The sequence below is a fragment of the Monashia sp. HAY1-11D genome, from assembly GCF_056868035.1.
Genome location: NZ_CP200320.1, coordinates 3,962,355 through 3,985,298, shown reverse-complemented (window position 1 = coordinate 3,985,298; position 22,944 = coordinate 3,962,355). Strand labels below are relative to the sequence as shown.

Genomic DNA, 22,944 nt, shown 5'->3' with positions numbered 1-22,944 from the left:
CGGACGTACGGTTGAGCCATGCGTCCGACGACCGACCTCCAGCGCACGGTGGCCCCGTTCGAGGTCATCTCCGAGTACCGGCCGAGCGGTGACCAGCCGGCGGCCATCGCCGAGCTGTCCCGACGCGTCAGGGCGGGGGAGCAGGACGTCGTGCTGCTCGGTGCCACCGGCACCGGCAAGTCGGCGACGACGGCCTGGCTCATCGAGCAGGTCCAGCGCCCGACCCTCGTCATGGCGCCGAACAAGACCCTCGCCGCGCAGCTGGCCAACGAGTTCCGCGAGCTGCTGCCGAACAACGCCGTCGAGTACTTCGTCAGCTACTACGACTACTACCAGCCCGAGGCGTACATCCCGCAGACGGACACGTACATCGAGAAGGACTCCTCCGTCAACGACGAGGTCGAGCGGCTGCGTCACTCGGCCACCAACTCGCTGCTCACCCGCCGCGACGTCATCGTCGTCGCGTCGGTGTCCTGCATCTACGGCCTCGGCACGCCGCAGGAGTACGTCGACCGCATGGCCCGACTGCGCGTCGGCATGGAGATCGAGCGGGACCAGCTGCTGCGGCGGTTCGTCGAGATGCAGTACACGCGCAACGACCTCGCCTTCACCCGCGGCACCTTCCGCGTCCGGGGCGACACGGTCGAGATCATCCCGGTCTACGAGGAGCTCGCGATCCGCATCGAGTTCTTCGGCGACGAGGTCGAACGGATCTACACCCTGCACCCGGTGACCGGTGAGGTCGTCAACGAGGAGCAGGAGATGTACGTCTTCCCGGCCTCGCACTACGTCGCCGGGCCGGAGCGGATGGACCGCGCCATCCGCGGCATCGAGCTCGAGCTCGAGGACCAGCTGGCCCGTTTCGAGAAGCAGGGCAAGCTGCTCGAGGCCCAGCGGTTGCGGATGCGCACCACCTACGACGTCGAGATGATGCGGCAGGTCGGGTTCTGCTCCGGCATCGAGAACTACAGCCGCCACATCGACGGCCGGGGCCCGGGCTCGGCCCCGAACTGCCTCCTCGACTACTTCCCGGAGGACTTCCTCCTCGTCATCGACGAGTCGCACCAGACCGTCCCGCAGATCGGTGCCATGTACGAGGGCGACATGTCGCGCAAGCGGATGCTCGTCGACCACGGCTTCCGGCTGCCGAGCGCCATGGACAACCGCCCGCTCAAGTGGGAGGAGTTCCTCGAGCGCATCGGCCAGACGATCTACCTGTCGGCCACGCCCGGCGAGTACGAGCTGGCCAAGTCAGGTCCGCCGGTCGAGCAGATCATCCGCCCGACGGGGCTCGTCGACCCCGAGGTCGTCCTCAAGCCGACCAAGGGCCAGATCGACGACCTCATGCACGAGATCCAGGAGCGCACCAAGCGCAACGAACGCGTGCTCGTCACGACCCTGACCAAGAAGATGGCCGAGGACCTCACCGACTACCTGCTCGACAAGGGCATCCGGGTGCGCTACCTGCACAGCGAGGTCGACACCCTGCGCCGCGTCGAGCTGCTGCGCGAGCTGCGCACCGGCGTCTTCGACGTCCTCGTCGGCATCAACCTGCTCCGCGAGGGTCTCGACCTACCCGAGGTGTCGCTCGTGTCGATCCTCGACGCCGACAAGGAGGGCTTCCTCCGGTCCGCGCGCTCGCTCATCCAGACGATCGGTCGTGCGGCCCGCAACGTCTCCGGCCAGGTCCACATGTACGCCGACTCGATCACGCCCTCGATGCAGGAGGCGCTCGACGAGACCAACCGCCGGCGCGAGAAGCAGCTGGCCTACAACGCCGAGAAGGGCATCGACCCGCAGCCGCTGCGCAAGAAGATCGCCGACATCACGGATCTGCTCAACCGTGAGGACGCCGACACGGCCGAGCTCATCGGCTCGGGCCGCTCCCAGTCGCGGGGCAAGACCGGTGGTGGGCGTGGCGCCGTCCAGGCCGACGTCGGGGTCTCCGCCGGGTCGGCCAGGCGCCCGGCCGACATGGCGGCGGCCGACCTCGCCGGCCTCATCCAGGAGCTCACGGAGCAAATGCACCAGGCTGCCGCCGAGCTGCACTTCGAGCTCGCGGCGCGGCTGCGCGACGAGCTCGGCGATCTCAAGAAGGAGCTGCGCCAGATGAGCGCGGCCACCCGGTGACGGCGTGAGCACCGTGGCCGGGAGTGGTGGCGGCGCGGTTGCCGCGCGGCTGCGCGTCGAGGCGCTCAACAAGCCGGGGGCCTGGGAGGACTCCCCGTGGGAGGGCGACACCGTGGCCAAGGTCGGTGACAAGATCTTCGCCTTCCTCGGTGCGGACTCCATCGGCGTGAAGTGCGCCCGCAACCGTGAGGAGGCGGACGAGTGGCTGCACCGGCACCCGGCCGACGCCTCCGTCATGGCCTACATCGGTCGGCACGGCTGGAACACGCTGCGCACCGACGGCACCATCGCCGAGGACGAGCTCCTCGAGGCGCTCGACATCTCCTACGAGCTCGTCGTCGCCGGGTTGCCGCGCCGCCAGCGCCCCGACGCGTCGGCCTCGTCCTGACCGTGGCCGGCGGCGGCCGCAACCGCGCGGCCGCCACGCACCGGTGCGCGTGGCGTCCTCCGGTGGCCTGGGCACGGACGCCGATTTGGGGGGTGGGGCGTCGCGGTGAGAGGATCAGGCGTTCTCGGAGGGGAGTATCCCTGCTGCGACGGGCTCGTCATCACGAAGCGGTACACCGCTGCTTCCGGTCCCGTCGGTCCGGTCGCCACGTGCGGCGGGGCGGGAGAGACCTCCGGTTGCTGATCTCGGTGACCGGAAGGTTGTGCCCATGAACGTTCCCGCTTGGGGCTGGTTCCTGACCATCGGCCTCGTGGCCGTGTTCCTCCTGATCGACATCTTCGTCATAGCCCGACGGCCGCACGTGCCCTCGATGGCCGAGGCGGGCCGCCACCTCGCCTTCTACGTCTCTGCGGCGGTGCTCTTCGGCCTCTACGTGTGGTTCCAGTGGGGCGGCCAGTACGCCGGCGAGTTCTACGCCGGGTGGCTGACCGAGTACTCCCTCTCGGTCGACAACCTCTTCGTCTTCCTGCTCATCATGGCCAGCTTCAAGGTGCCGCAGAAGCTGCAGCAGTCGGCGCTCATGATCGGCATCGTCATCGCCATCGTCCTGCGTGGCGTCTTCATCGCCCTGGGCGCCGTCGTCATCAACGCCTACGCCTGGGTCTTCTACATCTTCGGTGCCTTCCTCGTGTACACGGCCGTCAAGCTCGCGACCCAGGGCGAGAGCGACGACGACGAGTTCGAGGAGAACCGGTTCCTCCGGTGGGTCGAGAAGCGCTTCCGGGCCACCACCGAGTGGAACGGCACGCGCCTCACGGTCATCGAGCAGGGCAAGCGCCTGGTGACGCCGATGTTCATCGTCATCCTCGCGCTCGGGACGACCGACCTGCTCTTCGCGCTCGACTCGATCCCCGCGATCTACGGCCTGACGAAGGAGCCCTTCCTCGTCCTGACGGCCAACGTCTTCGCCCTCATGGGCCTGCGCCAGCTCTACTTCCTCATCGGCGGGCTGCTCAAGCGCCTCGTCTACCTCAGCATCGGACTGGCCGTCCTGCTCGGCTTCATCGGCGTCAAGCTCGTCATGCACGCGCTCCACGAGAACAACCTGCCGTTCGTCAACGGTGGGCGCCCGGTCGAGGGAGTCCCCGACATCCCGATCTCGGTCTCGCTGGGTGCGATCGTCGTCATCCTCGGCGTCACGACCGTGGCCAGCCTCGTCAGGTCCCGCCGCGACGCCGGGCGCGAGGCCGCCGGCGGGGCGGGCGCCGACACGACGGGCACCGGCACGGCGGGCACGCCCTCGCATCGCCCCTGACGGCTCGCCCGGGCGCTCGCTCCCGCGCTAGGTTGCGGGGAGGCCACCGGTCCCGGCGGCGGGAGCGAGGAGCACGCGATGACCAGCACCGGCCCCACCGGAGACGGCCGCGGGGCGGCCGACCCACGCAGCACGCCCGGCGGCGGACCCGTCCTCGTCACCGGCTGCAGCTCGGGCATCGGGCGAGCGACGGCGGCCCGGCTCGTCGCCGACGGCCACGTCGTCTACGCGTCGGCCCGTCGACCCGAGACGCTCGAGGACCTCAGGGTCGCGGGGGCCCGGACGCTCGAGCTCGACGTCACCGACGAGTCGTCGATGCGCGCGGCCGTGGCCGTGGTCGAGCGGGAGCACGGCGCGGTGGGCGTCCTCGTCAACAACGCCGGGTACGGCGAGTACGGGCCCGTCGAGGAGGTGCCGCTCGAGGCGGTGCGTCGCCAGTTCGAGACGAATGTCTTCGGTCTGGGCCGGATGTGCCAGCTCGTGCTGCCGGCGATGCGGGCCGCCGGCCGGGGGCGCATCGTCAACATCGGGTCGATGGGCGGCCGGATCACGTTCCCGACCGGTGGCTGGTACCACGCGTCGAAGTACGCGGTCGAGGCCCTCACCGACGCGCTGCGCGTCGAGGTCGCTCCGTTCGGTGTCGCCGTCGTCCTCGTCGAGCCGGGGCTGACGCGGACCGAGTTCGGTGACGTCGCCTCCCAGGGCTTGGCCCGGGGCGGTGACGACGGGCCGTACGCGGCCTTGCGGGCCACGTCCGACGCGGTCACCGAGCGCAACTACCGGTCGCGCAGCGCGGTCGGCCCCGACGCCGTGGCGCGCGTCGTCGCGAGAGCCGTCGAGGCGGACCACCCGCGCAGCCGGTACCTCGTCACCCCGGCCGCCAGGGCGCTCGTCGCGACGCGGCTCCTCGGTGGCGACCGGGTGTGGGACGCCGTCGTCCGGCGCAGCTTCGACCTTCCGTCCGCCCCGCCGGCACCCGACGGGCCCGCCGAATCCGGCTGAGTCCGGCCCCGGGCGCTCAGCGGACCCGGTGGGCGCCGAGCCAGCCGACCGCGGCCGGGACGAGCATCGTCACGAGGACGGCGACGTACGCCGGCGCGCCATAGGCCTCCGGGCGGCTCGACCCGGCGGCCGTGAAGACGAGCGCCGAGACGGCGATGGCCGTCGCTGCACCGGCCGAGTCACCGATCTGCAGGGCCGAGCTGACGAAGCCCTGCTCACCGTCCGAGGCCCGTGCCAGCGCCTGGGCCGTGACGCGTGGGTAGAGGGTGCCGATGCCGAGGCCCAGCACGGGGAACACGGCGACGAGGACCCAGGCCGGCGCGCCGGCAGCCACCCCGACGGCCAGCGCCACGAGCGTCACCACCATGGCTCCGAACGCGACGCGGGCGGTCCGCCCGATCTCGTACCGGTCGGCCCACCGCCCCTGGACCCACGACCCGGCGAACCAGGTGACACCGGTGACGGTGAGGGCGACGCCGGCAAGGCTGGGAGACAGGTGGTCGCGTTCGGTGAGGAGGCGCGGCAGGTACACCTCGCCGCCCGTGAAGGCCGCGAACGCGACGGCCCGCAGCGCGACGTCGCTCGGCAGGCCCCGACGCAGGCGCAGGGTCCCGGGCGGCATGAGCCGGTGCACGGTGCCCGCGACGACGACGACCGCGACGACGGCGACGAGGACCGAGCGCACGTCGACGGCCCCCGAGGCGGAGTTGAGCACGAGGACGGCCACGGCCAGCGCCACCGAGGCCACGATGGCTCCGCGGCGCCACGGTACGGGCACCGGCTCCTGCCGGAGGCCGGCGACGATCCGGGACAGGAGCGCCGCGGCGACGACGAGGACGACGATCGCCAGGCCGAAGACCCACCGCCAGCCGACGGTCTGCGCGATGAGCCCGGCGACGAACGGGCCGGCGATCGAGGGCACGACCCAGGCCGCGGAGAACCCGGCGAGGATCGCGGTGTGGAGGCGTCGTGGGTAGACGCGGGTCACCATGACGTAGAGCGCCGTGCTCGTCATGCCGGCCCCGAGGCCCTGGACCACCCGCGCCCCGACGAGCACCGGCATCGTCGGGGCCAGGCCGGCCCCGACGAGGCCGGCGGCGAAGAGGACCAGGCCGATGAGCAGCGGTGGGCGTGGTCCGCGGCGGTCGGCGAGGTTGCCGGACCACACGATGCTCACGATGCCGGCGGCGAGCGTCGCGGTGAACGCCATGGCGTAGAGCGACTCGCCGTCGAGGTCGGCGGCGATGGTCGGCATGACGGTGGTCAGGGCGAGCGCCTCGAACGCGTGCAGCGACACGAGCGCGAGCATCCCGACCGTCGTGGCCCGCAGAGCCGGCGACAGCAGACCGCCGCGCTCGTCGGCGGGCAGGTGCGGGTCAGCGGTCACGGCGTCGGAGGTGGTCACCCGCCGACGCTACGACCTCGAGCCGACCTGAGGTCAAGCGGCCGGCGTCAGCCTGCGGTGCGCCGTGCCGCGTCACGGGCCGAGGCTGGGGTCGGGCTCGGCCGGCGGTTCACGGCGTCCCTGCGCGCCGAGCACCATGGCGCTCGCCCCGACGACGAGAGCCATCCCGGCGAGCTGCCCGGCGTCGAGCACCTGGTGCAGCACGACGAACCCGGCGACCGCCGCGACCGCCGGCTCCAGTGACAGCAGGATGCCGAAGACGCTCTGGGCCAGGTGCCGGAGGGCGACGAGCTCGAGCGAGTACGGCAGGACCGAGGACAGCACGGCGATGCCGAAGCCGAGGGCGACGTCACCTCCCGTCCACGTGGCGACCGAGGGCAGGCCGACCGGTGCGACGAGCAGCGTGGAGACGACGAGCGCGAGCGCGAGGCCGTCCAGGCCGGCGAAGGCCCGGCCGGTGCGCTGGCTCAGCACGATGTAGGCGGCCCACATGGCGCCGGCGAGGGCCGCGAAGAGGATGCCGACGGGCTCGAAGCGGGCCCAGGCCGCGCCGAGCGCTCCGGACACGAGCACGACGCCGAGGCCGGCGGCGACGACGGCGACGAGATCGCGCCCGCGGCGGCTGAGGACCGCGGCCAGTGTCAGCGGACCGAGGAACTCGATCGTCACGGCGACCCCGATCGGCAGGTGCGCGAGCGAGGCGTAGAACGCTGTGTTCATCGCGGCGAGAGCCGCCCCGAAGAGGACGACGGTGAGCCAGTCCTCGCGGGACCGGCCACGTGCCGAGGGCCGCGCGACGGCGGCGAGGACCACCATGGCGAACAGCAGGCGCAGCAGCACCGACCCGGCAGCGCCGATGCGTGGCACGAGGGTGGCCGCGAGCGCCCCGCCGAACTGGACGGAGACGACGCCGCCGAGGACGAGCAGCGGCGCGGTCCGACGGTCGATGCTCACCTGAGGGGGAGCCGCCCGGCGGCCACGAGGCTGTCGAGGCGCTCCTGCGGCAGGTCCTCCTCGACGAGGACGCCTCCGGTCTCCGACGCGTGGACCATCCGCCCCGGGGCGACGACGATGCCGACGTGGTGGACCGGCCGGCCCGGTCGGGCGAAGAAGTAGAGGTCACCGGCACTGACGTCCGCGACCGGGACCGGCTCGGCGGTCTCGGCCTGGGCGTAGGCGTCGCGGGCGACGACGACCCCCAGCTCGCGCCACGTGGCGAGGACGAGGCCCGAGCAGTCGAGACCGAGCGGCGACGTGCCGGACCAGAGGTAGGGCAGCCCGAGGTGGCGTCGGGCGAGGGTGACGGCCGGGTGCGGCCCCTCGAGCGTCGCGGCGTCGACCGAGGCCACGGGCCCGTCCGGGGCCGCCTCGTCATCTGCGAGCGCCCGCAGGTGCGCGGTGGGCACCCAGCCGGGGTAGCCGCGTCCGTCCTTGGGGGAGCGCTGCCAGGGGGCGAGGACGTGCGACCACCGGCCCGAGGCGTCGGTCCCGGTGACCTGCACCGGCTCGCCCTCGAGCAGCTGGGTCTCGACGCGTCCGTGCAGCCCGAGCCGGCCGCCGCCGTCCTCGTCGGCGCCCGCGGCGTCGAGAGCGGCGAGCCACGCCACCGGGTCCGGCTCGTCCGCGACCGCAGGGGCGTCGACCGGGCGCGGGCTTGCCGGGTCGGTCCAGACGGTGGTGACGGCGACGCGGGTCAGGTGCGTGACCTGCGTGGTGGTGGGGGTCGGGACGGCGCTCACGCGAGCCATCCTCGCACCCCGCCGGCCCCGCGCAGCCGCCCGGCCCCGCCGGGACCGACGCGTCGGCCGGTGGTTCGTGGACGCCGGCTGGGTGGCGGCTGCGAGTCTCGTGACGATGGCGACTCGCCCACCGGTGAAGGGTCCTGCGGGCAGGGGCCGAGGAGTACCGTCGAGACATGGACGAGCGGATCACCGTCGAGAGATTCGATCCCCCGAAGAACCGACGGCACGGCCCGGACGGCGACATCGTCGACGTGCAGGGCTGGCTCCTTGCCCCGGTCGACTGGGACGGCGGGCCGGCCCTCGAGCGGGCCTGGCGCGAGCGACACGGGCGTTCTCGTCTCGGCGTCGGGCTCTGCGTGGCCCACAGCCCGCGGCGGCACATCATCCTGACGAACGTGCCCGACGACCTGCCCTTCCTGCGCACCGAGCTCGAGGAGCTCATCGCGGTCGTCGAAGGGACCGACCGCGAGTCGGACATCTCGGACGTCGACGAGGCCGAGAGCGCCTGAGCCCCACCGGTCTCCCAGCGCGGGCCGGCGGGATCCGGCGAGAACGGCCCGGCGTCGCCCGCCGGCTCCTACGCTGACGTGGTGGGCAGGCCGGTCATCCTCACCGTCGACGACGACCCGCACGTGTCCGAGGCGGTGGCGCGCGACCTGCGCTCCCGCTACGGAGGCGAGCACCGGGTCGTGCGCGCCACCTCGGGACCGGAGGCACTCGAGGTGGCGCGGCGGCTGGTCCTGCGTGACACCCCGCTCGCGCTGGTGCTCGCCGACCAGCGGATGCCCGGCATGACCGGCATCGAGCTGCTCGGGCAGGTTCGCGGGGTCGTCGCCGAGGCCAAGCTGCTCCTGCTCACCGCCTACGCCGACACCGAGGTCGCCATCGCCGCCATCAACGAGATCGGCCTCGACCACTACCTGCTCAAGCCGTGGGACCCGCCGGAGGAACGGCTCTACCCGGTCCTCGACGACCTCCTGTCCGACTGGCACGCCGAGCACCCGGACCACTCGGCCGACGTCCGGGTCGTGGGGCACCGCTGGTCCGAGCGCGGCCACGAGGTCAAGAGCTTCCTGGCCAACAACCACGTGCCCTACACGTCGTTCGACGTCGAGCGCGACCCGGAGGGGGCGCGGCTGCTCGAGCTGTCGGGGGCCGCCGCGTCCGACCTGCCGCTCGTCCTCGTGCCCGACGGCGAGACGCTGCGCAGTCCGGCGATCGTCGACCTCGCGGCAGCGCTCGGGCTGCGCACCCGCGCCGAGCGCAGCCTCTACGACCTGTGCATCGTCGGCGGCGGCCCCGCCGGTCTCGCGGCTGCCGTGTACGCGGCCTCGGAGGGCCTGTCGACGATCGTCGTCGAGCACGCGGCACCCGGCGGCCAGGCCGGCCAGAGCGCGGCCATCGAGAACTACCTCGGCTTTCCCCGCGGCCTGTCCGGGGCGGACCTGACGCAGCGCGCCCTCGCCCAGGCCCGACGTTTCGGCGCCGAGGTCGTCGTCGCGCGCGACGTCACGGCGCTCGAGGCCCGCGGACCGGTACGGGCCGTGCGGATCGAGGGCGCCGACGACGTGGAGGCCCGCAGTGTCGTGCTCGCCACCGGCGTGTCGTACCGGCGCCTCGACGCCGAGGGCATCGACGCGCTCGTCGGCCGCGGCGTCTACTACGGCGCGAACGCCCGGGACGCCTCCCAGTGCGCCGGTGACGACGTGTTCGTCGTCGGCGCCGCCAACTCGGCCGGGCAGGCAGCGCTCAACCTGGCCCGCTTCGCCGGCGGCGTGACGCTCGTGGTGCGCGGCCCGAGCCTCGAGGCGTCGATGTCGGCCTACCTCGTCGACCGGATCCGTGCCCACCCCGCCATCGAGGTGCGGCTCGGCTGCGAGGTGGCGGCCGTCGCCGGTGACGGGCACCTCGAGGGGCTGGCGCTGCGCCACCGGCAGTCCGGCGCCGTCACGGAGGTCCCGGCGTCCTGGCTGTTCGTCTTCATCGGCGCCGAGCCCCGGACCGACTGGCTCGGGGACGACGTCGTCCGCGACGATCACGGGTTCGTCGTCACCGGAACGGATCTCGTCAACGTCCACGCGGGTATGTCTGTCTCACAAGGCGTTCCGCAGTGGCCGCTCCGGCGTGCGCCCTTCGCCCTGGAGACCAGCGTGCCGGGGGTGTTCGCCGCGGGCGACGTCAGGCTCGACTCGATGAAACGCGTCGCCTCCGCGGTCGGCGAAGGCGCCATGGCGGTCCATTTCGTGCACCGCTACCTCGCGACGGTCTGAGGAGGCTGCGGTGGTCACACGCACCGACCTGCGAGCGGTCCCGCTCTTCGACGGCCTGTCCGACGAGCAGCTCGACGAGCTCATCGAGGCCGGGGAGGAGGTGCGCGTCGACCCCGGCACGCTGCTCTTCCGCGAGGGCGAGCACGCCGACGCCTGGTGGGTGCTCCTCGACGGGGCCCTCGAGCTGTCGAGGCACGGCGGGCGCGAGGACGTCGTCGTCGGGCGCATGGACGTGCCGGGGCGATGGGCGGGCGGGTTCCGTGCGTGGGACGAGCACGGCGTCTACCTCGCGACGGCCCGCGGCCGCGAGACCGGCCGCGTCCTGCGCGTCCCGGCGGACCGGCTCCGGGCGCTCGCGGACGCGTGGTTCCCGTTCGCCGCCCACCTCGTCGCGGGTCTCTACGGCACGGCCCGCTCCATCGAGGCCACGGCCCGCCAGCGGAGCGCGCTCGTCACGCTCGGCACGCTCGCGGCGGGCCTGGCCCACGAGATCAACAACCCGGCCGCCGCCGCGACCCGCTCGGCCGCGGACCTCGAACAGGCGTGCGACGTGCTCCTCGAGTCCCTGCGGGGCATGGCCGTCCGAGCCGTGACGTCGGAGCAGTTCACGACGCTCGACGCGCTGCGCCGCGAGCTCAGGCCGGTGACGACGCTACCCGACGCCCTCGTGCAGGCCGACCGCGAGGAGGCTCTCGGCGAGTGGCTCGAGGCGCGCGGGGTCGCCCGGGCCTGGGAGCTCGCGTCCTCGCTCGTGGCCGCCGGCGCCGACCCCGCCTGGTGCGAGCGCGTCGCCCGGGTCCTCCCTCCTCCCGCCGTCGGGCCGGGTCTGGCCTGGGTCGGCGCGACCGTCGACGTCGCAGCCCTCCTGCGCCAGGTGCGCGAGTCCACCCGACGCGTCTCCGAGCTCGTGTCGGCCATCAAGTCCTACTCGCAGATGGACCGTGCCTCGCTGCAGCGCGTCGACGTGCACGACGGCCTCGAGAGCACGCTGCTGGTCATGGGGCCGAAGCTGCGCGACGGCGTCACCGTGGTGCGCGACTGGGGGGAGGACCTGCCGGCGGTCGAGGGGCTGCCGGGCGAGCTCAACCAGGTGTGGACCAACCTCGTCGACAACGCCGTGGACGCCATGGACGGTTCGGGCACCCTCACGGTCAGGACGCGGTCCGAGGAGGGCTCGGTCGTCGTCTCGGTCCACGACACCGGCCCCGGCCTGGACGCCGAGTCCCTCGAGAGGGCGTTCGAGGCGTTCTACACGACGAAGGAGGTCGGGCGGGGCTCCGGCCTGGGGCTCGACATCGCGCGCCGCATCGTCGTCGACCGGCACGGCGGCACCATCGAGGTGGACTCCCGCCCCGGGGACACGACGTTCCGGGTGCGCCTGCCGGTGGCCGGGACGCCCTGACGCTCGGAGGTCACCAGCCGCGGGCACGCCACTCCGGCAGGTGCGGTCGTTCGGCGCCGAGCGTCGAGTCGTCACCGTGCCCCGGGTAGAACCACGTGTCGTCCTCGTAGACGTCGAAGACCCGGGTCGTGACGTCCGCCATGAGCGCGTCGAAGCTCTGGCCCTCGTTCCGCGTGTTGCCGACGCCGCCCGGGAAGAGGCTGTCGCCGGTGAACAGGTGCGTCCGCCCCGCGGGGTCCTGGGCGTCGGCGTAGGCGAGCGCCACCGACCCCGGGGTGTGACCGCGCAGGTGGACGACGTCGAGGACGACGTCACCGAACCGGACCGTGTCGCCCTGGCCGACCCGGTCGTCGACCGGCACCGGCAGGGCGTCGGCGTCCTCGGCCCCCGCGACGGTGCGCGCCCCCGTGGCACGGACCACCTCGGCGAGGGCCCCCACGTGGTCGCGGTGGCGGTGCGTCGTGACGACGACGTCGAGGTGCGGTTGTCCGCCGGCCCCCGCCGCGACGAGCTCGAGGACGCGCTCCGGCTCGGCCGCCGCGTCGACGAGCAGCTGCCGGCCCGTGGTGCGGCAGGTGAGCAGGTAGACGTTGTTGTCGAACGAGGACACCGACAGCTTGCGGATGGTCAGCCGGGGCAGCTCGCGGACCGCTGCGGGGCCGCCCGGCTCGACGTGGCCGGTGTACGGTGCGGCGCCGGGCACGGTCAGCCTCCGAAGGGCAGCGTCGGCAGGGGCCCGTCGACGACGACGCCGTCGGTCCGTCCACGGGCCAGCCAGAGGAGAACCCCGGCCCGGGGGCCAGAGACCCGGGTCGTCCCCGCTCCGAGGACGTGCTCGTCACCCTCGTCGGTCCGCAGGCGGACGTCCGGCGCGTCCTCGCCCGCGAGCCGCTCCACGGCGTCGGCGAGCAGCAGCTCGACGACGTCGGCGGGCGCGTCGGCGAACCGGAAGCCGGCATCGAGGTCGACGTGGTGGAAGACGAGCTCACGCAGGCGCAGGTACGGCACCGCTCCCACGGCGATCTCCGGCCCGTCGGGTGTGCGGTGCACCCGGATGCCGCCGTGGTCGGGGGCGAGCCGGTCCAGCTCGGCGGCGAGGCGTGCGGACGAGGCCCGCAGGTCCTCGGCCTGCGCCCCCAGCGAGCGCCCGGCACCGGCCTCGATGTCGGCGTCCCGGGCCTCGGTGCTGTCGTACATCGTGTCGGGGACCCCGGTCGTGGCGACCGACACCACGCGGGTCAGGGCGTCCGCGTTGCGGGCGAGGTGCGCGAGGACGTGACCGCGCGACCACCCCTCGCACAGTGACGGCCCGGCGAGGTCCGCGTCGGAGAGCCGGTCGACCGTGGCCAGCAGCCGGTCGGTCTCGGTGGCGACGTGCCGGGGCGTGACGTCACGACGGTGCATGGGAAGCCTCCTGGTGGTCCTGCGTGTCCTGGGTGTCCTGCGTGTCCTGGGTGTCCTGGGTGTCCTGGGTGTCCTGGGTGTCCTTGGTGTCCTCGGTGTCGGGTTCCTCGTAGGGCTGCTGCTCGGGGCCCTCGGCGGCGTCCCCCGGGCGCCGGCTCGCCCGCTCGATGGCGAGGGCGGCCCCGACGAGCGCCAGGTGCGAGAAGGCCTGGGGGAAGTTGCCCACCAGGTGTCCGCTCCCGGGGTCGTACTCCTCGGAGAGCAGGCCGACGTCGTTGGCCAGGCCGACGAGCCGGTCCATGAGCGTCGTGGCCTCCTCGACGAGCCCGGCCCGCGCATAGGCGGTGACCAGCCAGAAGGAACACGCGAGGAACGGGTGCTCGTCGCCGGCCAGCCCGTCGACGCCGGTGCGCGTGCGGTAGCGCATGACGAGGCCGTCGCGCAGGAGGTCCTCCTCGACGGCCCGGATCGTGCCGACCATGCGGGGGTCGTCACCGTCGACGAAGCCGATGGAGGACAGCGTCAGCAGCGACGCGTCGAGCTCGGTCGTGTCGTAGTGCTGGACGAAGGTGTTGCGGGCCGGGTCGTAGCCCTTGGTCAGCACCTCCTCGCGGACCCGGTCGCGCAGCTCGCGCCAGAGGTCGACCGGCCCCTCGAGGCCGTACTCCTCGACCGCGCGGACGGCCCGGTCGAAGGCGGCCCACACCATGGCGCGGGAGTGGGTGAAGTGGCGCAGGGGGCCGCGGATCTCCCACAACCCGTTGTCCGCCTCCTGCCAGTGCGTCGTGAGGTGGTTGACGAGGGCACGCTGCAGGCTCCACGAGTCGTCGCTCTCCTCGAGGCCGCGCTGGCGGGCGTGTTCCAGAGAGATCATGACCTCGCCCAGCACGTCGGTCTGGCGCTGGTCGACGGCGGCGTTGCCGATGCGGACCGGTCGCGAGCCCGCGTAGCCGGACAGGTGCGGCAGGGTGCGTTCGGGCAGGTCGCGGCCGCCGTCGACGCGGTACATGATCTGCATGTCCTGGGGGTCGCCGGCGACGGCGCGCAGCAGCCAGTCGCGCCACAGCGCCGTCTCGTCGAGGTAGCCGCAGCCGAGCAGGGCCTCGAGCGTCAGCGCGGCGTCGCGCAGCCAGCAGAAACGGTAGTCCCAGTTGCGTTCGCCGCCGACGTCCTCGGGCAGCGAGGTCGTCGCCGCCGCGACGATGCCGCCGGTCGACCCGTGGGTCAGCGCCCGCAGGACGAGCAGCGAGCGCGTCACCGCCGCGGCGTAGGGTCCGGTGTAGTGGCTCTGCGCGGCGTAGTTCTCGCTCAGGGCGAGGGTCTCCTCGATCCGGGCCCGGACGCGCAGCGGCGGCGGGATGGCCTCGTGGCTGCGGAACCACGTCGTCGAGAAGGTCATCGTCTCCCCGGCGGCCACGTCGAACTCGTCGACGTGGTGGCCTTCCCGGGCATGCGGGAGCCGCGCACCGCGCAGGACGAGCATGTCGGGGCCGGCGATCGCCGTGATGATCTCGTCGGTGCGGCCCTCGCGGTCGTCGGTGTGCCGCATGACCCACGGTCGGGTGCGCCCGTAGTTGAAGCGCACCGTCCACTCGTGGCGCATCCGGACCGTCCCCTCGACCCCCTCGACGCGGCGCAGCACGTCGGAGCGACCGTCCCCGAGCGGCATGACGTCGGTGACGAGGACGGTCCCGGTGGACGTCACGTGCGTCGTCTCGAGGACGAAGGAGTTGCCGACGTAGCGACGCGTCGTCCGGGCGTCGGGGTCGGCCGGCGTGAGCAGCCAGCGGCCGTTGTCGGGGGTGCCGGGGAGCGCCGAGAAGCAGGCTCGCGAGTCGAACCGGGGTAGGCACAGCCAGTCGACCGAGCCCTTGAGGCTGACGAGGGCTGCGGTACCGAGGTCGCCGAGGACGGCGTAGTCCTCGATGGGCGTGGACCGCGGCGTGCTCATGGAGCGAGTATGCCGAACGGTGCCAGTGGCGCCGCGAGGCACTGTCGGTGGCCCGACCTAGCATGGGGCGCGTGACTGCTACGCCCTCCGGCACCTCCCACTCCCTCGTCGTCCGCGGCGCGCGCGAGCACAACCTGCGCGACGTCTCGGTCGACCTCCCCAGGGACAGCCTCGTCGTCTTCACCGGGCTGTCCGGGTCGGGCAAGTCGAGCCTCGCGTTCGACACGATCTTCGCCGAGGGGCAGCGCCGGTACGTCGAGTCGCTCTCCGCGTACGCGCGGCAGTTCCTCGGCCAGATGGACAAGCCCGACGTCGACTTCATCGAGGGGCTCTCGCCCGCCGTCTCCATCGACCAGAAGTCGACCAACCGCAACCCGCGCTCGACGGTCGGCACCATCACCGAGGTCTACGACTACCTGCGTCTGCTGTTCGCGCGTGCGGGCCGCCCGCACTGCCCGGTGTGCGGTGAGCCGGTCACCCGGCAGTCGCCCCAGCAGATCGTCGACCAGCTGCTCACGCTCGAGGACCGCACCCGGTTCCAGGTGCTCGCCCCCGTGGTCCAGGGGCGCAAGGGCGAGTTCGTCGACCTCTTCGCCGAGCTGCAGACCAAGGGGTTCTCCCGCGCCCGCGTCGACGGCGAGGTCGTCTCGCTCACCGAGGCCCCCAAGCTCGAGAAGCAGCGCAAGCACACCATCGAGGTCGTCGTCGACCGGCTCGTGGCCAAGGGCGACGACGCCGGGTCCAAGCGACGCCTCACCGACTCCGTCGAGACCGCGCTCGGCCTGGCCGGAGGCGTCCTCGTCATCGACTTCGTCGACCGTGACGCCAAGGACAAGGACCGCGAGCGCCGCTTCTCCGAGAAGATGGCCTGCCCCAACAACCACCCCCTGGGCATGGACGAGGTGCAGCCACGGTCGTTCTCCTTCAACTCCCCGTTCGGTGCGTGCCCGACGTGCACCGGCATCGGCACCGAGCTCGAGGTCGACCCCGAGCTCGTCGTGCCCGACGACGACCTGACCCTCGCCGAGGGGGCCATCCAGCCGTGGGCCCAGGGCTCGGGGTCGGCCGAGTACTTCCAGCGCGTCATGAGCGCGCTCGGGGAGGACATGAAGTTCTCGATGGACGTGCCGTGGCGGGCGCTGCCCGAACGGGCCCGCGAGGCGCTGCTCCACGGGCAGAACTACAAGGTCCACGTCCGCTACCGCAACCGCTACGGCCGCGACCGCTCGTACACGACCGGCTTCGAGGGTGTCGTCCCGTTCATCAAGCGGCGCCACTCCGAGACCGACTCCGACTGGAGCCGCGAGCGGTACGAGGGCTACATGCGCGAGGTCCCGTGCCCCGTCTGCAAGGGCGCCCGCCTCAAGCCCGAGTCGCTCGCCGTGCTCGTCGGCGGCAAGAACATCGCCGAGGTGTGTGCCCTGGCCATCAGCGAGGCGGCCGGGTTCCTCGACACCGTCGACTTCACGGCCCGCGAGAAGCAGATCGCCGAGCGGGTCATCAAGGAGATCGACGCCCGTCTGGGGTTCCTCCTCGACGTCGGCCTCGACTACCTCTCGCTCGACCGGCCGGCCGGCACGCTGTCCGGCGGCGAGGCGCAGCGCATCCGGCTCGCCACGCAGATCGGCTCGGGCCTCGTCGGCGTGCTGTACGTGCTCGACGAGCCCTCGATCGGCCTGCACCAGCGCGACAACCACCGGCTCATCGAGACCCTGACGCGGCTGCGCGACCTCGGCAACACGCTCATCGTCGTCGAGCACGACGAGGACACCATCGCCACCGCCGACTGGGTCGTCGACATCGGTCCGGGCGCCGGGGAGCACGGCGGACACGTCGTGCACTCCGGCCCGGTCAAGGGTCTGCTCGAGCACCCCGACTCCCTGACCGGCATGTACCTGTCCGGCCGGCGCGAGATCCCGACGCCGCCGGTGCGCCGCGGCCACGACGGCCGGCAGGTGACCGTCACCGGGGCGCGCGAGAACAACCTGCGGGACGTCACGGTCAGCTTCCCGCTCGGCAACCTCGTCGCGGTCACCGGCGTCTCGGGTTCGGGCAAGTCGACGCTCGTCAACGACATCCTCTTCAACGTCCTCGCCAACAAGCTCAACGGTGCCCGGCACGTCCCGGGCCGGCACAAGACCGTGACCGGGCTGGACCAGCTCGACAAGGTCGTCCACGTCGACCAGAGCCCGATCGGCCGCACCCCGCGCTCGAACCCGGCGACGTACACCGGCGTCTTCGACAACATGCGCAAGCTCTTCGCCGAGACGACCGAGGCCAAGGTCAGGGGCTACCAACCCGGCCGGTTCTCGTTCAACGTCAAGGGCGGTCGCTGTGACGCGTGCTCGGGCGACGGCACGATCAAGATCGAGATGAACTTCCTGCCCGACGTCTACGTCCCGTGCGAGGTGTGCCACGGGGCCCGGTACAACCGGGAGACGCTGGAGGTCCACTTCAAGGGCAAGACGATCGCCGACGTCCTCGACATGCCGATCGAGGAGGCCGCGGACTTCTTCGAGGCGGTGCCAGCGATCGCGCGCCACCTGCGGACCCTCAACGACGTCGGCCTCGGCTACGTGCGCCTCGGCCAGCCGGCACCGACCCTGTCCGGTGGCGAGGCCCAACGCGTGAAGCTCGCGAGCGAGCTGCAGAAGCGCTCCACCGGCCGCACCATCTACGTCCTCGACGAACCGACCACCGGGCTGCACTTCGAGGACATCCGCAAGCTGCTCGACGTGCTCCAGGGCCTCGTCGACAAGGGCAACACCGTCATCGTCATCGAGCACAACCTCGACGTCATCAAGAACGCCGACTGGATCATCGACATGGGGCCCGAGGGCGGCTCGGGCGGTGGCACCGTGATCGCCGAGGGCACCCCCGAGGAGGTCGCTGAGGTCGCGGCCAGCCACACCGGCCGCTTCCTCAAGCCGATCCTCGAGCGCACCGCGCGGACGACGACGCGGGCCTCGAAGGCCTCGTCCTCAAAGACGTCCTCCAAGGGCTCCGCGGCGAGCTCATCGACGGGCTCCTCAACGAGCTCCTCGACGAGCTCATCGACGGGGTCCACGTCCTCGGCCCGCTCCCAGCGGACTACCGGGGCAGGATCAGGCTCGACGCGGACCATGACGACAGCCGCGAAGGGCAGCCCCACCAAGGGCGGCGCGACCGGCGGCCGCACCCGTGGGGGTGTCACGACCGCCGCCGCGAAGAAGACGTCCTCGGCCTCCACCGTGAGCACCGCCCGCACGTCGCCGAGCACCACGACGCGAAAGAGGAAGGCATGACCGAGCACGACCAGGACGGCGGTACCGACGCGGGCGCGTGCCTGCCCGGACGCCGCGGCGTGCTGCGCGCCGCCGGCGCCGTCGCCGGAGCGGTCGCCGGAGCGGGTGCGCTCGCCGCCTGCAGCAGCCCGCCCGTCCCGACCGGCACCTCCGGCGGTGCGGCAGGCGGTGCCGGTGGATCGGCCACGCCGACGCCGACGTCGGAGGTGCCGGTCGGCGGCGCGAAGTTCTTCCCGGACACCCAGACCGTCGTCACCCAGCCCCAGGCGGGCACCTTCAAGGCCTTCGACACCACCTGCCCGCACCAGGGCTGCGCGGTGTCCGCGGTGGAAGGCGGCCAGCTCGTGTGCCCGTGTCACCAGAGCCACTTCGCCCTCGCCACCGGTGAGGTCGTGTCGGGCCCGGCGCCGACGGGCCTGAGCCCGAAGACCGTCACCGTCAGCGGTTCGGGCTTCACCGTCGGCTGAGTCCCACGGCCCGGCCACCGGTCACGTCGGGCACGTCGGTCCCGTCGGGCACCTCGGTCACCTCGGTCACCTCGGTCACCTCGGTCTGGCCGCCGCGCTCGAGAGGGAGGGGACCGGGCCGTCGGTGGCCCGACATAGGGTGGAGCCGTGGCCGACCCGACGACCTATCGACCGAAGCCGGGGGAGATCCCGACCGATCCGGGCGTCTACCGGTTCCGCGACGGGCACGGTCGCGTCATCTACGTGGGCAAGGCCAAATCGCTTCGCCCGCGGCTCTCCTCGTACTTCCAGGACATCACGGCGCTGCACCCACGCACCGCCACGATGGTCACGACGGCCGCGTCGGTCGAGTGGACCGTCGTGCGCACCGAGGTCGAGGCGCTCCAGCTCGAGTACTCGTGGATCAAGGAGTTCGACCCCCGGTTCAACGTCAAGTACCGCGACGACAAGTCCTATCCGTTCCTCGCCGTGACCATGGGCGAGCCCGTCCCGCGGGCGCAGGTGATGCGTGGGGCCAAGCGCAAGGGCACGCGCTACTTCGGTCCGTACGGCCACGCGTGGGCCATCCGCGAGACCCTCGACCTGCTGCTGCGCGTCTTCCCGCTGCGCACGTGCTCCTCCGGCGTCTACAAGCGCGCGGCGGCCAGCGGCCGGCCGTGCCTGCTCGGCTACATCGACAAGTGCTCGGCACCGTGCGTCGGCAGGGTCACGCCCGAGGAGCACCGCGCCATCGCCGAGGACTTCTGCGACTTCATGGCCGGCAACACGACCCGGTTCGTCAAGCGGCTCGAGGCCCGGATGCGCGAGGCCGCGGCCGACCTCGACTTCGAGCAGGCGGCGCGCCTTCGCGACGACATCGGCGCGATCAGCAAGGCCCTCGAGAAGCAGGCCGTCGTCCTCGGCGACGCCACCGACGCCGACGTCTTCGCGCTCGCCGACGACGACCTCGAGGCGGCGGTCCAGGTCTTCCACGTCCGTGGCGGCCGCATCCGGGGCCAGCGCGGCTGGGTCGTGGAGAAGGAGAGCGAGGACCTGCCGGCCCTCGTCGGCCACCTGCTCCAGCAGGTCTACGGCGACGCCGACCGCGAGACGGTCCCGCGCGAGGTGCTCGTGCCGACCCTGCCCGAGGACTGCGAGGCCGTCGTCGAGTGGCTCTCGTCGGTCCGCGGCGCGCGGGTCGACGTGCGCATCCCCCAGCGGGGTGACAAGCGCACCCTCATGGAGACCGTCCGCCGCAACGCCGAGCAGTCCCTGGCCCGGCACAAGGTGGCTCGAGCCGGCGACCTGACGCTGCGCAGCCAGGCCCTCCAGGAGCTGCAGGAGTTCCTCGAGCTCGACGAGGCACCCCTGCGCATCGAGTGCTACGACGTCAGCCACGTCCAGGGCACCAACGTCGTGGCCTCGATGGTGGTCTTCGAGGACGGCCTGCCCCGCAAGAGCGAGTACCGACGCTTCATCGTCCGTGGCACGGCGGGCAGGGCGGGCACGACGGGCGCGGCCGTCGCACTCGAGGCCGCGGCAGACGGCACGGTGACCGTCGACGACACCGCCGCGATGCGCGAGGTGCTGACCCGGCGGTTCCGCCGGTACCTCGAGGAGGCGGAGGCGGACGGCGACCTCGCCGGCACCGAGGACACGGAGGGCACCGCCGACGACACCCCTGCCGCGTCGGGGCCCATCGACCCCGAGACCGGTCGCCCGCGTCGCTTCGCCTACCCGCCGAGCCTCGTCGTCGTCGACGGCGGCCTGCCCCAGGTCAACGCGGCGCAGGCGGTGCTCGACGAGCTCGGCATCGAGGAGGTTGCGCTCGTGGGGCTGGCCAAGCGGCTCGAGGAGGTCTGGGTCCCACGCACCGAGCACCCGGTCATCCTGCCCCGCACCAGCGAGGGCCTGTACCTGCTCCAGCGCCTGCGCGACGAGGCGCACCGGTTCGCCATCACCTTCCACCGGCAGCGTCGGTCCAAGGCGATGACCACGAGCGCCCTCGACGGCATCCCGGGCCTCGGGTCGAGCCGGCAGAAGGCGCTGCTGCGCCACTTCGGGTCGGTCAAACGGCTTCGGGCCGCGGACGCGACGGACATCATGGCGGTACCTGGCATCGGCCCGTCGCTTGCCTCGGCGGTCGTGACCCACTTGGCTGAGGGTGCACCGCAGGAGCCAGCCGTGAACCTCACGACGGGAGAAGTCCTCGAATGACCGCCGACAGCAGGACCGCCGACCTGGCCTCCCTCGCGGACGCTCCGATCGTCATCGTCACCGGCATGAGCGGTGCGGGCCGCAGCACGACGGCGAACGTGCTCGAGGACCTCGGGTGGCTCGTCGTCGACAACCTGCCACCGCAGCTGCTCGGTCACCTCGCCGAGCTGCGCGACGCGGCGCTCGCGCACAACCCCGACGCGAGCCACCAGCAGGTCGCGGTCGTCGTCGACGTCCGGGCCGGTGGTTGGTTCGGCCACCTCGACGAGGCCATCTCCGCGGCACGCGAGCGGGGGGAGCGGCCGAGCCTGGTGTTCCTCGACGCCACCGACGAGGCGCTCGTCCGACGCTTCGAGAGCGTGCGCCGGCCGCACCCCCTGCAAGGCAGCGGCCGCCTCCTCGACGGCATCCAGCACGAGCGCGAGCTGCTGCAGGACCTGCGTTCGTCGGCCGACGTCGTCATCGATAGCTCTGGGCTCAACGTGCACCAGCTCAGTGCCAAGCTGTCCTCGCTGTTCGCCGGTGACCGCAAGGTGCAGCTGCGCATCGCCGTCATGTCCTTCGGCTTCAAGTACGGCCTGCCCCTCGACGCCGACGTCGTCTTCGACATGCGGTTCCTGCCCAACCCCTACTGGGTGCCCGAGCTGCGGGCCCTCACCGGCCGCGACGAGCCGGTGGCCGAGTTCGTCATGAAGCAGCCCGGTGCCGAGGAGTTCCTCGACCGCGCCGCCGACCTGCTCGAGACGATGATCGGTGGCTACGTCCGCGAGGGGCGCCGGTACGTCACGGTCGCCGTGGGCTGCACGGGCGGCAAGCACCGGTCCGTCGCCACGGCCGAGGCGCTGAGCCGGCGGCTGCGGGGCCACGACCGCGTCGACACGTTCGTCGTGCACCGCGACCTCGGCCGCGAGTGAACGGTGGACGCGTGACCCTGCCCGCCCCCCGCGTCACGCTCGGCCCGTCCCAGCAGCGGCGCATCGTCGCGCTCGGCGGCGGGCACGGCCTCTCGGCGACGCTGAGCGCGCTGCGCCTGCTCACCGACGACGTCACGGCCGTCGTGACCGTCGCCGACGACGGCGGGTCGAGCGGCCGGCTGCGCCGTGACTTCGAGGTCCTGCCGCCCGGCGACCTGCGGATGGCCCTTTCGGCGCTGTGCGACGACAGCGACTGGGGGCACACGTGGCGCGACGTCCTCCAGCACCGCTTCGGCGGCGACGGCGACCTCCGGGGCCACGCGCTCGGCAACCTCATGATCGTCTCCATCTGGGAGCTGCTCGGCGACACGGTCCGGGGACTCGACCTCGTCGGCCGGCTGCTCGGCGCGCGCGGCCGGGTCCTGCCGATGGCCGCCGAGCCGCTCGAGATCGTCGCCGAGATCGTCGGCCACGACCCGGACCGCCCGGGTGAGGCCGTCACCGTCCACGGGCAGCACCGCGTCGCGTCCTCACCCGGCATCGTGTCCTCCATCGGCATCGTGCCGACCTGCCCGGCGCCCTGCACCGAGGCGCTGGGCGCGGTGGCCGAGGCCGACTGGGTCGTGCTCGGGCCCGGGTCGTGGTTCACCTCGGTCATGCCCCACCTGCTCGTGCCCGACCTCGCCGACGCCCTCGTCGCCACGCGGGCGAGGCGCCTGCTCAACCTCAACCTCGAGGTGCACAAGGGCGAGACCCGGGACTTCCGCGCCGAGGACCACCTGGCCTCCTTCGCCGCGAACGCGCCGCACCTGCGCCTCGACGTCGTCCTCGCCGACCCGAGCGTCGTCGTCGACGAGCCGTCGCTGCGGGCCGCGGCGGCGGAGCTCGGTGCCGAGTCGTCGTGGCGCCGGTCTCCGCGCGCGGTGCACCCGGTGTCCACGACCCGCTCCGGCTCGCGGCCGCGCTGCGGGACGTCATCGCCTGAGGACCTCCTCGCCCGACCTCGTGAGCACGGGTGGGGACGAACCGTGACGAACCGCCCGGGTGGCCGCCACGAGGCGCCATGGCGCATCG

At 72.7% G+C, this 22,944-nt stretch carries 17 protein-coding genes and 1 pseudogene; 12 read left to right on the top strand and 6 right to left on the bottom strand.

Annotation, left to right across the window (positions count from 1 at the left end; all coding sequences use genetic code 11):
• The first annotated feature begins 18 nt into the window (after positions 1 to 18).
• The 4 genes from uvrB to AC1VM9_RS18470 all read left to right on the top strand — a co-directional run bounded on the left by uvrB (position 19) and on the right by AC1VM9_RS18470 (position 4,835).
• Positions 19 to 2,130: an excinuclease ABC subunit UvrB gene (uvrB, locus tag AC1VM9_RS18485; RefSeq protein ID WP_481343031.1), complete on the top strand. Its 2,112-nt coding sequence runs from the start codon at positions 19 to 21 to the stop codon at positions 2,128 to 2,130.
• Positions 2,131 to 2,134: 4 nt separating this feature from the next.
• The gene (locus AC1VM9_RS18480; RefSeq protein WP_481347154.1) at positions 2,135 to 2,518 is read left to right on the top strand and encodes an MmcQ/YjbR family DNA-binding protein; all 384 of its coding nucleotides are present in this window, start codon (positions 2,135 to 2,137) and stop codon (positions 2,516 to 2,518) included.
• A 268-nt stretch (positions 2,519 to 2,786) separates the two neighbouring features.
• Positions 2,787 to 3,833 (top strand): TerC family protein, encoded by a 1,047-nt coding sequence (locus AC1VM9_RS18475; RefSeq protein WP_483123657.1) that lies wholly within the window; start codon positions 2,787 to 2,789, stop codon positions 3,831 to 3,833.
• A 78-nt stretch (positions 3,834 to 3,911) separates the two neighbouring features.
• Entirely contained in the window at positions 3,912 to 4,835 is a 924-nt protein-coding gene (locus tag AC1VM9_RS18470) for an oxidoreductase (protein WP_483123656.1), read from the top strand.
• A 16-nt stretch (positions 4,836 to 4,851) separates the two neighbouring features.
• Here the strand turns inward: AC1VM9_RS18470 and AC1VM9_RS18465 are convergent, their stop codons facing one another.
• The 3 genes from AC1VM9_RS18465 to AC1VM9_RS18455 all read right to left on the bottom strand — a co-directional run bounded on the left by AC1VM9_RS18465 (position 4,852) and on the right by AC1VM9_RS18455 (position 7,979).
• Complete coding sequence (locus AC1VM9_RS18465; RefSeq protein ID WP_483123655.1) at positions 4,852 to 6,240, bottom strand: MFS transporter; 1,389 nt, start codon at positions 6,238 to 6,240, stop codon at positions 4,852 to 4,854.
• 72 nt (positions 6,241 to 6,312) lie between these two features.
• Positions 6,313 to 7,194, bottom strand: a complete 882-nt coding sequence (locus AC1VM9_RS18460) for an EamA family transporter (RefSeq protein WP_481343026.1) — start codon at positions 7,192 to 7,194, stop codon at positions 6,313 to 6,315.
• Complete coding sequence (locus tag AC1VM9_RS18455; protein WP_483123653.1) at positions 7,191 to 7,979, bottom strand: C40 family peptidase; 789 nt, start codon at positions 7,977 to 7,979, stop codon at positions 7,191 to 7,193. Before AC1VM9_RS18455 ends, AC1VM9_RS18460 begins: the two co-directional genes overlap by 4 nt.
• 176 nt (positions 7,980 to 8,155) lie before the next feature.
• On the opposite strand from AC1VM9_RS18455, the gene AC1VM9_RS18450 reads away from it, so the two are divergent.
• From AC1VM9_RS18450 to AC1VM9_RS18440, 3 genes are all read left to right on the top strand, one after another.
• Positions 8,156 to 8,491, top strand: a complete 336-nt coding sequence (locus AC1VM9_RS18450) for a hypothetical protein (protein WP_481343024.1) — start codon at positions 8,156 to 8,158, stop codon at positions 8,489 to 8,491.
• Positions 8,492 to 8,572: 81 nt separating this feature from the next.
• On the top strand, positions 8,573 to 10,252 hold the full coding sequence (locus AC1VM9_RS18445; protein WP_483123652.1) for an FAD-dependent oxidoreductase: 1,680 nt from the start codon (positions 8,573 to 8,575) through the stop codon (positions 10,250 to 10,252).
• Positions 10,253 to 10,262: 10 nt separating this feature from the next.
• Complete coding sequence (locus tag AC1VM9_RS18440) at positions 10,263 to 11,654, top strand: ATP-binding protein (RefSeq protein ID WP_483123651.1); 1,392 nt, start codon at positions 10,263 to 10,265, stop codon at positions 11,652 to 11,654.
• Between the two features lie 10 nt (positions 11,655 to 11,664).
• On the opposite strand, the gene AC1VM9_RS18435 is transcribed toward AC1VM9_RS18440, so the two are convergent.
• The 3 genes from AC1VM9_RS18435 to AC1VM9_RS18425 are packed head-to-tail and all read right to left on the bottom strand — an operon-like array spanning position 11,665 to position 15,009.
• On the bottom strand, positions 11,665 to 12,357 hold the full coding sequence (locus AC1VM9_RS18435) for an MBL fold metallo-hydrolase (RefSeq protein WP_483123650.1): 693 nt from the start codon (positions 12,355 to 12,357) through the stop codon (positions 11,665 to 11,667).
• Positions 12,358 to 12,359: 2 nt separating this feature from the next.
• On the bottom strand, positions 12,360 to 13,058 hold the full coding sequence (locus tag AC1VM9_RS18430) for a maleylpyruvate isomerase family mycothiol-dependent enzyme (protein ID WP_483123649.1): 699 nt from the start codon (positions 13,056 to 13,058) through the stop codon (positions 12,360 to 12,362).
• Positions 13,045 to 15,009: a glycoside hydrolase family 15 protein gene (locus tag AC1VM9_RS18425; protein ID WP_483123648.1), complete on the bottom strand. Its 1,965-nt coding sequence runs from the start codon at positions 15,007 to 15,009 to the stop codon at positions 13,045 to 13,047. Before AC1VM9_RS18425 ends, AC1VM9_RS18430 begins: the two co-directional genes overlap by 14 nt.
• 62 nt (positions 15,010 to 15,071) lie before the next feature.
• Here AC1VM9_RS18425 and uvrA point away from each other — a divergent pair, with 62 nt between their 5' ends.
• From uvrA to AC1VM9_RS18400, 5 genes and pseudogenes are all read left to right on the top strand, one after another.
• Positions 15,072 to 18,293: an excinuclease ABC subunit UvrA gene (uvrA, locus tag AC1VM9_RS18420; protein ID WP_483123647.1), complete on the top strand. Its 3,222-nt coding sequence runs from the start codon at positions 15,072 to 15,074 to the stop codon at positions 18,291 to 18,293.
• Positions 18,290 to 18,760 (top strand): Rieske (2Fe-2S) protein, encoded by a 471-nt coding sequence (locus AC1VM9_RS18415; RefSeq protein ID WP_481344930.1) that lies wholly within the window; start codon positions 18,290 to 18,292, stop codon positions 18,758 to 18,760. The genes uvrA and AC1VM9_RS18415 overlap by 4 nt, the downstream gene beginning before the upstream one ends.
• Before the next feature lie 147 nt (positions 18,761 to 18,907).
• Positions 18,908 to 20,956: an excinuclease ABC subunit UvrC gene (gene uvrC / locus AC1VM9_RS18410; RefSeq protein ID WP_483123646.1), complete on the top strand. Its 2,049-nt coding sequence runs from the start codon at positions 18,908 to 18,910 to the stop codon at positions 20,954 to 20,956.
• Positions 20,953 to 21,870 carry an RNase adapter RapZ gene (rapZ, locus tag AC1VM9_RS18405; RefSeq protein WP_481343455.1) on the top strand — a complete coding sequence of 306 codons (918 nt, stop codon included), beginning with the start codon at positions 20,953 to 20,955 and terminating at the stop codon, positions 21,868 to 21,870. Before uvrC ends, rapZ begins: the two co-directional genes overlap by 4 nt.
• A 17-nt stretch (positions 21,871 to 21,887) precedes the next feature.
• A pseudogene (locus AC1VM9_RS18400) lies at positions 21,888 to 22,855 on the top strand (gluconeogenesis factor YvcK family protein).
• The last annotated feature ends 89 nt before the right edge of the window (positions 22,856 to 22,944 follow it).

Bases quoted from the DNA above. Each gene is read 5' to 3' on its own strand.
- uvrB (WP_481343031.1), top strand. From the start codon at position 19: ATGCGTCCGACGACCGACCTCCAGCGCACGGTGGCCCCGTTCGAGGTC.
- AC1VM9_RS18475 (WP_483123657.1), top strand. From the start codon at position 2,787: ATGAACGTTCCCGCTTGGGGCTGGTTCCTGACCATCGGCCTCGTGGCC.
- AC1VM9_RS18470 (WP_483123656.1), top strand. From the start codon at position 3,912: ATGACCAGCACCGGCCCCACCGGAGACGGCCGCGGGGCGGCCGACCCA.
- AC1VM9_RS18450 (WP_481343024.1), top strand. From the start codon at position 8,156: ATGGACGAGCGGATCACCGTCGAGAGATTCGATCCCCCGAAGAACCGA.
- AC1VM9_RS18430 (WP_483123649.1), bottom strand. From the start codon at position 13,058: ATGCACCGTCGTGACGTCACGCCCCGGCACGTCGCCACCGAGACCGAC.
- AC1VM9_RS18425 (WP_483123648.1), bottom strand. From the start codon at position 15,009: ATGAGCACGCCGCGGTCCACGCCCATCGAGGACTACGCCGTCCTCGGC.
- uvrA (WP_483123647.1), top strand. From the start codon at position 15,072: ATGGGGCGCGTGACTGCTACGCCCTCCGGCACCTCCCACTCCCTCGTC.
- AC1VM9_RS18415 (WP_481344930.1), top strand. From the start codon at position 18,290: ATGACCGAGCACGACCAGGACGGCGGTACCGACGCGGGCGCGTGCCTG.
- rapZ (WP_481343455.1), top strand. From the start codon at position 20,953: ATGACCGCCGACAGCAGGACCGCCGACCTGGCCTCCCTCGCGGACGCT.